The sequence below is a fragment of the Shewanella sp. CAL98-MNA-CIBAN-0140 genome (genome assembly GCF_040309905.1).
GTDB lineage: Bacteria > Pseudomonadota > Gammaproteobacteria > Enterobacterales > Shewanellaceae > Shewanella > Shewanella psychromarinicola.
Genome location: NZ_JBEOPI010000001.1, coordinates 250,436 through 263,451, shown reverse-complemented (window position 1 = coordinate 263,451; position 13,016 = coordinate 250,436). Strand labels below are relative to the sequence as shown.

Annotated in this window: 12 protein-coding genes; 1 reads left to right on the top strand and 11 read right to left on the bottom strand. The window is 42.5% G+C overall.

Annotation, left to right across the window (positions count from 1 at the left end):
- Positions 1 to 761: 761 nt before the first annotated feature.
- Genes AAEY93_RS01160 through apbC form a run of 9 tightly spaced genes read right to left on the bottom strand, consistent with a single transcriptional unit; the run spans position 762 to position 7,844 of the window.
- Positions 762 to 1,550, bottom strand: a complete 789-nt coding sequence (locus tag AAEY93_RS01160; RefSeq protein ID WP_101031005.1) for a TatD family hydrolase — start codon at positions 1,548 to 1,550, stop codon at positions 762 to 764.
- A gap of 43 nt (positions 1,551 to 1,593) precedes the next feature.
- Positions 1,594 to 1,920: a PilZ domain-containing protein gene (locus AAEY93_RS01155; RefSeq protein ID WP_101031003.1), complete on the bottom strand. Its 327-nt coding sequence runs from the start codon at positions 1,918 to 1,920 to the stop codon at positions 1,594 to 1,596.
- 54 nt (positions 1,921 to 1,974) lie between these two features.
- The gene (holB, locus tag AAEY93_RS01150) at positions 1,975 to 2,958 is read right to left on the bottom strand and encodes a DNA polymerase III subunit delta' (RefSeq protein ID WP_124013920.1); all 984 of its coding nucleotides are present in this window, start codon (positions 2,956 to 2,958) and stop codon (positions 1,975 to 1,977) included.
- Positions 2,959 to 2,986: 28 nt separating this feature from the next.
- Positions 2,987 to 3,634: a dTMP kinase gene (gene tmk, locus AAEY93_RS01145; RefSeq protein ID WP_124013919.1), complete on the bottom strand. Its 648-nt coding sequence runs from the start codon at positions 3,632 to 3,634 to the stop codon at positions 2,987 to 2,989.
- Complete coding sequence (gene mltG, locus AAEY93_RS01140; RefSeq protein ID WP_124013918.1) at positions 3,631 to 4,644, bottom strand: endolytic transglycosylase MltG; 1,014 nt, start codon at positions 4,642 to 4,644, stop codon at positions 3,631 to 3,633. Before mltG ends, tmk begins: the two co-directional genes overlap by 4 nt.
- A complete protein-coding gene (gene pabC, locus AAEY93_RS01135; RefSeq protein ID WP_372491480.1) occupies positions 4,641 to 5,468 on the bottom strand; it encodes an aminodeoxychorismate lyase in 828 nt (275 codons plus the stop codon). Before pabC ends, mltG begins: the two co-directional genes overlap by 4 nt.
- Before the next feature lie 5 nt (positions 5,469 to 5,473).
- Positions 5,474 to 6,058, bottom strand: a complete 585-nt coding sequence (gene dcd, locus AAEY93_RS01130) for a dCTP deaminase (RefSeq protein ID WP_124013916.1) — start codon at positions 6,056 to 6,058, stop codon at positions 5,474 to 5,476.
- Between the two features lie 23 nt (positions 6,059 to 6,081).
- A complete protein-coding gene (gene udk / locus AAEY93_RS01125) occupies positions 6,082 to 6,720 on the bottom strand; it encodes a uridine kinase (protein WP_101030991.1) in 639 nt (212 codons plus the stop codon).
- Positions 6,721 to 6,728: 8 nt separating this feature from the next.
- Entirely contained in the window at positions 6,729 to 7,844 is a 1,116-nt protein-coding gene (gene apbC / locus AAEY93_RS01120) for an iron-sulfur cluster carrier protein ApbC (protein WP_124013915.1), read from the bottom strand.
- Between the two features lie 156 nt (positions 7,845 to 8,000).
- Here apbC and metG point away from each other — a divergent pair, with 156 nt between their 5' ends.
- Positions 8,001 to 10,052 (top strand): methionine--tRNA ligase, encoded by a 2,052-nt coding sequence (metG, locus tag AAEY93_RS01115; protein ID WP_124013914.1) that lies wholly within the window; start codon positions 8,001 to 8,003, stop codon positions 10,050 to 10,052.
- Between the two features lie 61 nt (positions 10,053 to 10,113).
- On the opposite strand, the gene AAEY93_RS01110 is transcribed toward metG, so the two are convergent.
- Both AAEY93_RS01110 and AAEY93_RS01105 read right to left on the bottom strand, forming a co-directional pair.
- On the bottom strand, positions 10,114 to 12,036 hold the full coding sequence (locus AAEY93_RS01110; RefSeq protein ID WP_124013913.1) for a monovalent cation:proton antiporter-2 (CPA2) family protein: 1,923 nt from the start codon (positions 12,034 to 12,036) through the stop codon (positions 10,114 to 10,116).
- A 202-nt stretch (positions 12,037 to 12,238) separates the two neighbouring features.
- The gene (locus AAEY93_RS01105; RefSeq protein WP_124013926.1) at positions 12,239 to 12,991 is read right to left on the bottom strand and encodes a Nif3-like dinuclear metal center hexameric protein; all 753 of its coding nucleotides are present in this window, start codon (positions 12,989 to 12,991) and stop codon (positions 12,239 to 12,241) included.
- Between the last annotated feature and the right edge of the window lie 25 nt (positions 12,992 to 13,016).

Genomic DNA, 13,016 nt, shown 5'->3' with positions numbered 1-13,016 from the left:
CTCCTCCCATTTTGATTGTGTGTAACAACTTCAATCATGGCACATCGATGCCGTATTGGGAGGAGACCATCACATCAGCTAGGGTTAATAAAGCATTTACAATCAAAATCTTGCGATAAAAAACAGACCAAAACCAACATTGTTGATTAATTTTTATGCAAAACTCAATAAGTCTGACTATAGTTAATTAATGATTTATTCAGTCTTTGGCATCTTAAGCACTCTTATGATGCCTCAGCAGTAGCGCAAGGCTCTTAATCGAGCCCTTTCCCTAGGCCCAAAACAACTGGATAGTTTTGGGCCATTTTTTTATCTATTTTTTAATCAATAGATCACATCAATAAACAAAAATACATCAGTATCGTTATGTGTTTTTATACCCATATGATGAATGACGCGATGTCATTGGGGCGCTTAAGCTATTAAGTTCAAACAAGTTGTTGAAATAATGATCTTCCCTTAACAAAGATCAAGCGACTAAGATATGACATACTTGAATGGCTCATTAAAGGCAAGTTTCAACCCTATCTAACGGCTTAGGTCGTGTTGAAGTACGACTGCATGGTCTATTTTGTTGCAAACAAAATAGACCATTGTCTCCTGCCATGGAGGTCAGATGCTGGAGGTAGAGCAACGCAAGCGCCATTGCCGACCTCGGAGCGGATGCAACAAAAACGATGCCTATAATGAGGTTATTGCTCACAAAGCGCAGAATACTCATCGAGTAACCAGTGAATGAGTTAATGAGTGAACGACTCGAATTAGCGTCCGATTAACTTAGCGGCATCTTTAAATAAGTTAAAAAAGTTATCTGTGGTGTACTGAGCTAATTCATCAAACTTTTCACCGCGTAATTGTGCAACAAACTCTGCCACATCACGAACATAAGCCGGTTGATTCTCTCGGCCACGATGTGGCACTGGCGCTAAATAAGGTGAATCGGTTTCTACCAGTAATCTGTCTTTAGGCACTTGGCGAATAACACTGCGAAGCTCACCAGCATTTTTAAAGGTCACAATACCTGAAACAGAAATATAAAAGCCCAAATCAATCGCCGCTTTAGCCATTTCCCAGTTTTCAGTGAAGCAATGTAGCACGCCACCTACTTTGTCGGCGTGGCCTGCTTTTAGCATATTAATGGTATCTTCACGGGCATCACGTGTATGGACAATTAACGGCTTACCCACCTCTACGGCTAGGGCAATTTGTTGTTCGAAACACTGTTGCTGCAACGTTTTTGTGTCATTTGCATAGAAATAATCCAAACCAGTCTCACCAATGGCAACCACTCTAGGATCTTCTGCAAAACGTTTAATGTCTTCAATATTCAAGCCTTCTTGCACATCTAGAGGATGTACGCCAGAAGATAAAAATACATTATCAAAGGCAGACATTTTGTCTCGCATGGCTTCAAAGCCTTGCTGACGGACGTTGACGCACAATAGATAGTCAACGCCTTGGGCTTTGGCATTGTCCATAATGGATTGTAAACTGGCTGAGTCGGGGGCCGCTTTTAAGCGATCAAGGTGACAATGGGAATCAATTAGCATGGGAATTCTTTCGCAAATAAAACTAATACGCAAGAATACCTAGCTACATAGTGCAGGTCAAATCACCAGAGGCAAGTTCGCTCGATAATAATTTTTCAATATGATGTTTATGACTTTCAACATCTGTTTTAATTTTAACCCCAATACCCGCAGGTCGTCCGCCTGATGCGCCTAATGGATTAATCCATACCACAGAGCCTTTAAATTCGTTTATTTGGGTTGCATTAGGTAATCGATACGCAATAGTAAGCTCTTGGCCTAAGAAATGACTTTCTGTAGTCGCAATGAATAAACCTGCAGGCTTAATAAAAGGCATGTAAGCACGATAAAGTTTGTGTAATGTATCGTAGTTAACAACAAGATCGACCATAAATAATTATTTTATTTCCATAAATAGGATAAAAGTCAGTGTAACAAAACGTCTTTAATTGGTTAGCTGCCTAAATGCGAGTACATATTGCTGACACAGGGCTTGAGTGTTGACACTCGGCATAGTCTCAAGCTTGTGACACATATTCATCACTCTTCCGGCTAGCTCAATCAGTTTGGCTTGAACAAGCGGATTTAACGACTGAGAACCCGCAGGATCATTTTTTACGCTACTACTTTTTAACACATATTGGCGTAAGTACAAATACAAAACATTAAGTGCATCAACAATCTGTTGCTCAGACACCTTCAATAGACTATTGCTTAGATGACCCGTTTTCAAACTTTGAGCCCAATCTTGGCGAAATGTCAGCAGTTGTTGATAATGCTGACTGGTTAAACTGTTTGCCAGCGCCAGAGGTCCACCAACGACACTAAGACACCATGTAACATCATGGGTTTTTCCCTCAGCATTGGCAGCGGGTAACAACTGCTGTGCAGCTAGCCACTGGTGGATCTCATGCTTAGTGGGTTCAACAAAATTGAGCGTTTGGCAACGACTCGTAATGGTCGCTAATAGCTGGGCTGATGTATTCGTTTGGAGAATGAGCACAACATCATCGCCGGGTTCTTCAAGGGTTTTCAGTAGTGCATTGGCTGCTGCTAAATTTAATCGCTCGGCATTGACAATTATCGCGACGCGCGCACCACCTTGCTGGGCCGTTTGGGTTAACGCTTGGCATAACTGACGAATTTGATCGACTTTAATTTGAGTGCCATCAGGCTCTATAACATATAAATCAGGATGGTTACCTGCAGCCAGTAGCAAACAACTTTTACATTGGCCACAAGCGCCAACGGGCGTGAGTTGTTGGCAAAGTACTGTTTGCGCACAAGCCTTAGCGAGCTTATCGCCCCCTAAAGCTTTATCTATTTTGAACAAATGAGCATGACTGCTTCTACCACGGTAATGCTGATCAACAAAACGTTGATGCGACTCGGCTAACCAAGGTAATTGGTCAATGTGATAATCACTCATGTCGCCACATTATCCTTATCGATATTAATCACTGTTCAGCCATAAGCGCCGGCAAATAGTGCTGTAATTGTAAACGAATATCATCATGAACCCGCTCCATTGATTGACTGGCATCAATCACTACTATGCTGTCATCGTCATGGGCTAGTTGTAAATAAGTTCGCCTTGCTCGCTCAAAAAAATCAATAGCTTGTTGTTCAATTCTATCAAGCTTGCCACGACTCGCTGCACGGCTTAATCCAAGTGTAGGGTCAATGTCTAAATATAGAGTGAGATCAGGTTTAAAACCACGTAAACACGCATCACTCACCGCTTTTACTAAGGGCATCAAACCTCGTCCACCACCTTGATAAGCTAATGAAGAGAGATTGTGTCGGTCACCGAGCACCCATTCGCCTGCAGACAAAGCCGGTTTGATCACATTGGCAATTAGCTGCGTTCTGGCAGCATAAATGAGCAAACATTCCGCTTCGTCACACAGTGGATCGGTTTCATCGACAATTTTGACTAAATCGCGCATTTTTTCTGCCAGTGGAGTGCCACCCGGCTCACGAGTGCACACAGGGGCCTGACCAATATGCTGGCTAATAATATCGTTGACTAGGGCTATTGCGCTAGATTTACCTGCCCCTTCTAATCCTTCAATGACAATAAACTTGCCTTGGTATTGACTCATTTTCTGTTTCTCTGAAATTCGTTTACGGCGTTATTATGCGCTCTCAGCGTTGATGAAAACACATGACTGCCATCATTGCGTGACACAAAATACAAGTAATTTACTTTAGCTGGACTTGCTGCTGCAAATAATGATGCCCGACTAGGGGCCGCAATAGGCGTTGGCGGCAACCCATCAATTTTATAAGTGTTAAATGCGGTAGTTTCACGTAAATCTTTACGAGTGATATTGCCTTTATAACGTTCACCCATACCATAAATCACCGTGGGATCAGTTTGTAGGCGCATGCCTTTTTTAAGTCGATTATTAAATACTGCAGACACCCAATCGCGCTCTTCAGGGTTGCCAGTTTCTTTTTCAATAATAGAAGCAATAATCAGCAATTCATACGGCGATGATAAGGCTAAATCAGGATCACGCCCTTCCCATGCTTGCGCTAAGCTTTCCTGCATCATGGTGTAACTGCGATTTAAAATTGTCTGTAAACTATCATCAGCATGATAATGGAATGTTTCGGGATAAAATTTACCCTCGGGCAAACCAGAAGTATCACCATGGTTCAATAAGACTTGATTAAAGGCATCGGTCTCTTGTGCTAAATGCTCAGTGGTGGCCAGTGTTTGTTGCCACTCAGCAATGGTTTTACCTTCGATTAGCGTTAGGCTGAAAACCACTTGTTGGCCTAAATATAAGCGTCTTAATAACGCTTCCAACGTATCGCCGGGGATCATTTGGTATAATCCCGTCTTAATATTGGCGAGTTTAGGTTCAAGTTTAACCAGGTATTTGACTTTCCAGCTATCAATAATCAATGATTGTTGCTCAAGCTGTTGCGCAAGCTTAATCACAGTGGTACCCGGTTCTACCGTCAATGTTTGAATTTCGGTTAACTGTAATGGCTGCTTTTGATAAGTAATTAAGCCGGATATGAGCCAATATCCACCGAGGCAAAACACGACAAAGAAAGGGATAACACTCGCTAATATAAAAATTTTTAACGTTTTAATCATGATGATAAATTCACACTCAGAACGTGCCTGAATCGCGATGTCTGCGTCCAAGGGCTAAATTGAAAATCGTCAATGGCAGATACATCAATAACGCCAAATAAACTGTTCGTTATCAATACATTGTCAGCGGCTTGAATATCACTAAGCTTAAGTTGCGTTGCCATGACTGCTATTCCATGGCAAAGCAAAGTATCAATCAGTATTTCTCGCATCACTCCGCTTACGCCTGCATGGGTTATTGCTGGGGTAAATATCTGATCATTTTTGACGATAAAAATATTGGCAACAGATGACTCTATCACATTACAATCACAGTCAAACACTAACCAATCTTGGTGTGTGCTAGGTAGAGGTTGAGACTTTATGAGCACCTGTTCCAATCGGTTAAGGTGTTTCATTCCCGCTAAAAGTGGTTGCCTGCCAAGATGAATGGGTGATGATGCTAGCGTAATACCGCTTTGCTGCCAATGATGGTAATGATCAGGAATGGCATGAACTGACACGACTTCAGTCACATTGGCTCTCAAAGGTGCTTGATAGCCACGTCCACCCACTCCGCGCGTCAATATTAACTTGATGCAATGTTGAGGATATTGCTGAGCGAGTTGGGTCAGCTGTTGGATGAGTAAGTCGCTGACACACCACTCAATACCTAAACGCTCACAGCTTTGTTGCAAACGAGACAAGTGCTCGTCAAGAAATAAAATTCCTGCAGGCATATCAGCCGACGCGGTACGCATAGACGCAAACACACCATCGCCATAAGCTACACCACGATCAAATGGATTGATCGTGCCGTCTTCAACGTGATTAACCCAAACCAGCGCCATTATGTATCCTGGCTGATCCGGCTGGCTACGGCTTCTTGCTGATCTTTATATTTGGCACTCTTACGTGTGTTATAAGGGCGAGCAACCGCTGAACTTAAGCGTTCAAAATTGAGCGCTCCTATCGTCATCCCAGGACGAAGCGCCAACGGTAATTTACCACTGTTAAAGAATTCTAAGACTATTTTGCCTTGCCAACCGGGATCAATACGATGCGCAGTCGCATGCACCATCAAGCCTAAGCGCGCAAGTGAAGAGCGACCATCTAACCAACCCACAATATCTGCTGGTAATGTTACACTTTCATAGGTTACCGCTAAGGCTAATTGACCAGGATGAAGGAAAAAGGCCTCATTCTCGGCAATTTCAATTTTGTCGCTCATAACCCGATCAAGTGCTATTTGCATTTCTGCACTTGGGCCACTTAAATCAATATAAGGTGCGGTATGGTCTTTAAATACCCGAAATTGGCTGCCTAAACGCACATCCACACTCACCCCCGAAATCGCTTCCACACCAGGACGCGGATCGATGCTAATGGTGCCATTATCTAAACATTGCTCAATTTCAATATCGGTTAAACGCATACTGCACTCTCTCCTAGATAAGGCTATTTAGCCAATAAATGCTGAATTCTAGCTTTTAAAATATCAGTTGCGATACGATTTTTACCACCCCGTGGAACGATAATATCGGCATATTGCTTTGACGGCTCAATGAATTGCAAAAACATTGGCCGCACAGTGCGTTTGTACTGTGAAATAACCGTTTCCATTGTTCTACCACGTTCAGCAACATCACGGGTTAACCGACGTAAAAAACAAATGTCCAATGGCGTATCCATAAACACACTGGCATCGATTAACTCACGTAATTTAGGAGCGGTTAATAATAGAATGCCTTCTACGATAATCACTCTTTTAGGCTGCATGGTGAGCGTCTCGCTGGTACGAGTATGCTCAGTATAGCTATAACAAGGAATACTTACTGCTTCACCCTGTTTTAGCTGAGTTAAGTGAGTCGCTAACAACTGATGATCTAACGCTTTGGGGTGATCGTAATTGGTTTTGACACGATCTTCCATCGTCAAATGACTTTGGTCATGATAATAGGCATCTTCGTTGATCACACCAATCTGATTGGTTCCTAAATCACGGCACAATTCTTCAAAAATTGTTTTAGCAATTAAACTTTTACCTGAAGCCGACGCACCGGCAATCGCAATAATGACACACTGCTGAGAATTCATCTCTTACCTTATTCGTCTTCTGATATGCTAATGTTTACGACTGATTGTACTTGTTGAAGCGCTAATTCAGCTCCAAGCTTACGAGCAATTTCGCGATATATCCCAGACACTTCACTTTCTGGTTCGCTCATCACACTCGGTGTACCATTATCCATGGCTTCACGAATATTGATGTGTAATGGCAGTGAGCCCAATAGTGGCACGTTATAACGCTCAGCTATTTGACTGCCACCATGAGTGCCAAAGGGGTGTTCTTTATGACCACATTCAGGGCAAAGATGAAAACTCATGTTTTCAACAATTCCCAATACAGGAATATTAACTTTATTAAACATGGTAATGCCTTTTTTGGCATCCGCTAAAGCAATATCTTGTGGCGTCGTCACAATGACAGCACCGCTCACTGGCACTTTTTGCGATAGCGTTAATTGAATGTCACCGGTTCCAGGCGGCATATCGATGATTAAATAATCCAGTTCAGGCCATTGTGTTTCATTTAACAGTTGCGCTAGCGCCCCTGCCGCCATTGGACCACGCCATACTGCAGCTTCATCACCACTAAGCATAAAACCGATTGATTGAGCAGAAATGCCATGCACCAACGCCGGGGTCATATGTATGCCATCTGGCGATTCTGGACGAAAATTAGGGATACCCAACATCAGTGGGATAGACGGGCCATAAATATCGGCATCTAAAATGCCCACTTCGGCGCCTTCAGCTTTTAAGGCTAATGCGAGATTAACTGCGGTGGTTGATTTACCCACACCGCCTTTACCAGAAGCTACCGCAATCACTTGCTTTACATTAGGAAGCGGAGGAATAGCAGGGAGTGCTGAATATACCCGCGGCTGAAAATCGATTTCACATTCCACTTCATCAATCGCATCAAGTACAGCTAATTTATTAGTCACAGCCATCACGATGTCGCGGTATTGTGTCATACACGGGTAAGGATAAACTAAGCCCAATTGTAGGCGTTTTCCTTCTATAGACAATGCTGTCACACACCCTGCACTGACTAAGCCTTTGTGTAAATAAGGATCTTCAAATGCTTCTAAAATATCCAACACTGGTGACAATAATTCATCACTTAATTGATAATTTGTATGCGTATTGACCAAAACGGCGACTCCGAACGAGAAATTTGTACAAGTGTATCAGAACTTGGTAAAAAAATAGCGACTAATAAGCTTTTTTACGTCATGTTTTGCTGAAAAAAGTCTGCTAATCAGTTAGTATCAGGCAATATTATTGGTGTAATTTGATATCGAGACAAAATGACAAAATCGCAGCGTAAAATACTGGTCACAAGTGCCCTCCCTTATGCCAATGGCCCAATCCATCTAGGCCACATGCTTGAATATATCCAAACGGATATTTGGTCACGTTTTCAAAAATTACGTGGTCATGAATGCTATTACATTTGTGCCGACGATGCTCATGGCACACCTATTATGCTGAAATCACAGCAAATGGGGATTACACCAGAAGAAATGATTGCTCAAGTTCAAAAAGAGCATCAACAAGATTTCGCCGATTTCAACATTCAATTTGATAATTTCCACACGACTCACAGTGACGAAAATCGTGCCCTAGCCAGTGAGATTTATCTAAAATTACGCGACAGCGGTTACATCAAAACCAAAACTATTTCACAATTATTTGACCCTGAAAAGTTAATGTTCTTACCAGACCGTTTTGTCAAAGGCACCTGCCCTAAATGTAAGTCTGAAGATCAATACGGTGATAACTGTGAAAACTGCGGTGCGACATATAACACCACTGATTTGATCAATCCAAAATCAGCCGTGTCGGGTGCAACGCCCATTATGAAAGACAGCGAACATTTCTTTTTTGACCTGCCTGCATTTGAAGGCATGCTAAAAGAATGGATCCATTCGGGTTCATTGCAACAAGAAATGGCGAATAAACTTAACGAATGGTTTGAGCAAGGCCTAAAGCAATGGGATATTTCACGTGATGCGCCCTACTTTGGTTTTGAAATCCCAGACGCACCCGGTAAATTTTTCTATGTCTGGTTAGACGCTCCCATTGGTTACATGAGTTCGTTTAAAAACTTATGTAACAAGCGTGATGATGTAAATTTTGACGATTTTTGGAGCCTAGACTCAAGCGCCGAGGTGTATCACTTTATCGGTAAAGACATTGTTTATTTCCACAGTTTATTCTGGCCTGCAATGTTAGAAGGTGCTGGGTTCCGTAAACCCACCAGTGTTTATGCTCACGGTTACGTCACGGTCAACGGTTCAAAAATGTCTAAATCAAAAGGCACGTTTATTAAAGCGCGTACCTATTTAGACAATTTAGATCCTGAATACCTGCGTTATTACTACGCCGCTAAATTAACTAGCCGTATTGATGATTTGGATTTGAATTTAGAAGACTTTGCCCAGCGAGTTAACTCAGATTTAGTCGGCAAATTGGTTAACCTAGCCTCACGCACGGCCGGTTTTATCGGTAAACGTTTTGAAGGCAAATTAGCCAAGGTTGCAGACAGCAGCTTAAGCGACATATTTTTAGCCAAAAGCGAAACCATTGCTCAATGCTATGAAAACCGTGAATTTGGTAAAGCGATGCGCGAAATCATGGCCTTGGCCGATATGGCTAATGCCTACGTTGCTGATGCGGCGCCTTGGCAATTAGTCAAGCTAGAAGATAAACAAGAAGAAGCCCATCAGGTATGCAGCAATGCATTAAACCTGTTCAGAATTTTGGTTACCTACCTTAAGCCTGTATTGCCTAAACTGGCCGGAAATGTTGAAGACTTTTTACAGTTAACCTTAACATGGGATAATTTAGGCCAAGATCTAGCGGGTCATGAAATCGCGCCATTTAAACCTTTAATGCAGCGTATTGAACCTAAGAGCATTGAAGCTATCATCGATGAGTCTAAAGAAAACTTGCAAGCAACCAATACCGACGCGCCTAAAACAGACGCGCCTAAGCAAGCGGTTAATCAATTAGAACTCGATCCTATTAGCCCAGAAATTAGCTTTGATGATTTCGCTAAAATCGATTTACGTATTGCGCGGATCAGCAAAGCGGAACATATCGAGAAAGCCAATAAGTTACTCCGACTTGAATTAGACTTAGGCGGTGAAACTAAGCAAGTATTTGCCGGTATTAAGTCGGCTTATGCACCTGAAGACTTAGTCGGTAAACTGACCGTGATGGTGGCGAACCTTGCGCCGCGCACGATGAAGTTTGGTGATTCTGAAGCCATGGTGTTAGCTGCAGGTCCTGGTGGTAAAGATTTGTTTATTCTAGAACCCCATGAAGGCGCACAGCCGGGGATGCGAGTGAAGTAACACTCAACTAGCCAAACAAAAAAAGACCGCTTTGGCGGTCTTTTTTGTTTGGCTTGATAGTTCATTTGTTATGTTTATTGTATTCACTACTAGAGGTTGATTCGGTCTCTGATTTATAAGCCTCATTCGCTGTTTGCACTTCAAAATCTTCTGCCATTGCCTGCTTTAATCGTTCTTCGTATCGCATAAACAGGTTTAAAAAGTCATTGCTGAACCGCTCACCCTCTGATTCCGTTAACCATTGTGCATATAGACGTTTAGATGCTTCTTTTTCAACCCGTTTATACGTCGACTTTCGCTTACTGACAAAATCGTCAGAATAGCCCAATAAGCGCAATGACGCCGCGCCCACTTCAAGTGCAGAATGATGGGTTTCTGACTCAACAATATCGGCGCCCGCTTCTTTTAATAAATGCCCGTGGCCGCGATCGAATGCCCTCGCAACGATGTTAAGTTTGGGGTAGGTATGATGTAAATATTTCACTAACGCAACACTGCTTTCACGATTATCGATGGCGACAACAAACAAGGAAGCCTGGGCAATACCCGCTGTTGTTAATAAAGCTGGACGGGTAGCATCGCCATAATAGGCTTTAGTATTGATTTTTCTAATCGAGTCAACTTGTGAGGCTTGATGGTCAAGCACCACCGTTTTAATGCCATTGGAAATCAATAATCGATTAACAACTTGGCCAAAACGACCAATACCAGCAATCACCACACAGCCAACCTCGTCAATATTATCTTGGGCGCGTTGATTGGTTTTTTTCTGAAAACGAGGAAAGATCACCTTTTCGAACAAAATGAACAACCCTGGGGTTAAAAACATCGATAACGCGACCACTATCGACAAGGTTTGTGCCAGCTCTGCAGGCAACACATGCTGTTGCACGCTGAAACTTAATAATACAAAGCCAAACTCACCCGCTTGAGCAAGACTTAAGGCAAATAACCAACGATCACTGCCTTTAATTCGAAAAATTAATGCCAATAAATAAAGTACAATCCCTTTAATTAGCATCACCCCAGAGGTCATTAAGATAATCTCGCTAAAATCGGCAAATAACACCGAAAAATCAATCCCAGCACCCACGGTGATAAAAAACAGTCCTAATAACAATCCTTTAAAAGGCCCAATATTGGACTCTAGTTCATGTTTAAACTCACTATTAGCCAGTACCACGCCCGCCAAAAAGGTACCTAATGCGGGTGAAATACCAACCAAACTCATTAACGCTGCAATCCCAATCACCAACATAAGCGCTGCGGCAGTAGATATTTCGCGTACTCCTGAGTCCGCTACCATCCTAAATAATGGCCTACTGAGATAATGCCCACCTAACACCACAGCACCAATAGCTAATACCAGTACAATGGCATATGCCCAACCTGGTAATGAAGCCACGAGACTTAACTGCTCGTGTTGTTCACTCATACTACTAACAGCAGCTTGGGCTTTCTCAACTAACTCAGGTAAGGCTAATAACGGAATAAAGGCCAACATGGGAATGACGGCTATGTCTTGAAACAGCAAGACCGAAAATGCGTTCTTTCCGGCATGGGTTTTATTGAGGCGTTTTTCAGATAAGGTTTGCAACACAATTGCGGTAGATGAAAGGGAAAAAATTAACCCTATGGTTAACGCTGTACTGAGCCCATATCCAGCATAAGTCGCACAGGCCATCACGGCCAAAATAGTCCCCACAACTTGTAAGCCACCAAGCCCCAGTAAACGGTTGCGCATCGCCCATAACATTTTAGGCTCAAGCTCTAACCCAACTAAAAACAACATCATCACCACGCCAAATTCGGCGAAGTGTTGAATCGTGTTGGTTTCACTGCCGACTAAACCGATAATTGGCCCAATAACAACCCCGGCAATGAGGTAGCCGAGTATTGAACCTAATCCTAATTTATTGGCTAAGGGAACAGCGATTACCGCAGCGGTTAAATAAATAAAAGCTTGTAGGAAATACTCGGTCATTTACGGATCCTTAACAAATAAAAGGCAATATGATACATCCATGGTCTTGTCCATCACCCATTATGTAGACTTCGTTTAATGCCAATAGCTAAGTCAATGTTGTCAAAAAACAGCACTAAACATCGGTTATCTACCTAAGACTAAAGCCGGTAACGCAATGAACATCAGCGCCGGCGCAACCAAGCATTACGATATTGTCAAATTACACGGGATTTACAATATCAATAAAATGATGCTCAATATTGAATTTTTCCGCTAAATGCTCACCCAAAGCTTGGATGCCAAATTGTTCTGTCGCATGATGCCCAGCGGCAAAGTAATGTAACCCTTGCTCGATTGCTGCATGGAAAGTCCGCTCTGATACTTCACCACTAATAAATGCATCAACCTCCATTTGCGCCGCATCATCAATATAGTCTTGTGCACCTCCGGTACACCAAGCCAAGGTCGAGATCATTTTGGTTTCATCACCTATGTGCAACGGTTTACGTTTTAATACACTGCTGAGTAACTCGCTAAATTCGGCAACCGTTAATGGGTGTTCTAAATGACCATGCCATAATAAATCCTGAGCCACAGGCTCGTAGACTCTTGGGCTAATAATGCCTAATTGTTGGGCTAATTGGGCATTATTACCCACACCATGGTGTGCATCTAACGGTAAATGATAGCCATATAAACTAATGTCATTATCCATTAATGCTTTGATCCGACGATATTTCATGCCAGTGATGACGTCAGGCTCATTTTTCCAAAAAAAACCATGATGAACCAAAATTGCATCAGCGTTGACCTTTATCGCAGCATCAATTAGTGCCTGACAAGCTGTAACTCCGGTGACTATGGTGTGAATGTTCGACTTACCTTCGACTTGCAGCCCATTTGGCGCATAATCTTTAAACGCACTCACGTTTAAAAAAGTATCAAGATAGGACGCCAATTCTTGACGTGAAATAACTGATGTTTGATGATTTTTGGAC

Coding starts and splice junctions, on each gene's coding strand:
- tmk (WP_124013919.1), bottom strand. CDS start 3,634: ATGAGTCAATACCAAGGCAAGTTTATTGTCATTGAAGGATTAGAAGGG.
- mltG (WP_124013918.1), bottom strand. CDS start 4,644: ATGATTAAAACGTTAAAAATTTTTATATTAGCGAGTGTTATCCCTTTC.
- AAEY93_RS01160 (WP_101031005.1), bottom strand. CDS start 1,550: ATGCTAATTGATTCCCATTGTCACCTTGATCGCTTAAAAGCGGCCCCC.
- holB (WP_124013920.1), bottom strand. CDS start 2,958: ATGAGTGATTATCACATTGACCAATTACCTTGGTTAGCCGAGTCGCAT.
- dcd (WP_124013916.1), bottom strand. CDS start 6,058: ATGCGTTTAACCGATATTGAAATTGAGCAATGTTTAGATAATGGCACC.
- metG (WP_124013914.1), top strand. CDS start 8,001: ATGACAAAATCGCAGCGTAAAATACTGGTCACAAGTGCCCTCCCTTAT.
- AAEY93_RS01110 (WP_124013913.1), bottom strand. CDS start 12,036: ATGACCGAGTATTTCCTACAAGCTTTTATTTATTTAACCGCTGCGGTA.
- AAEY93_RS01155 (WP_101031003.1), bottom strand. CDS start 1,920: ATGGTCGATCTTGTTGTTAACTACGATACATTACACAAACTTTATCGT.
- udk (WP_101030991.1), bottom strand. CDS start 6,720: ATGAATTCTCAGCAGTGTGTCATTATTGCGATTGCCGGTGCGTCGGCT.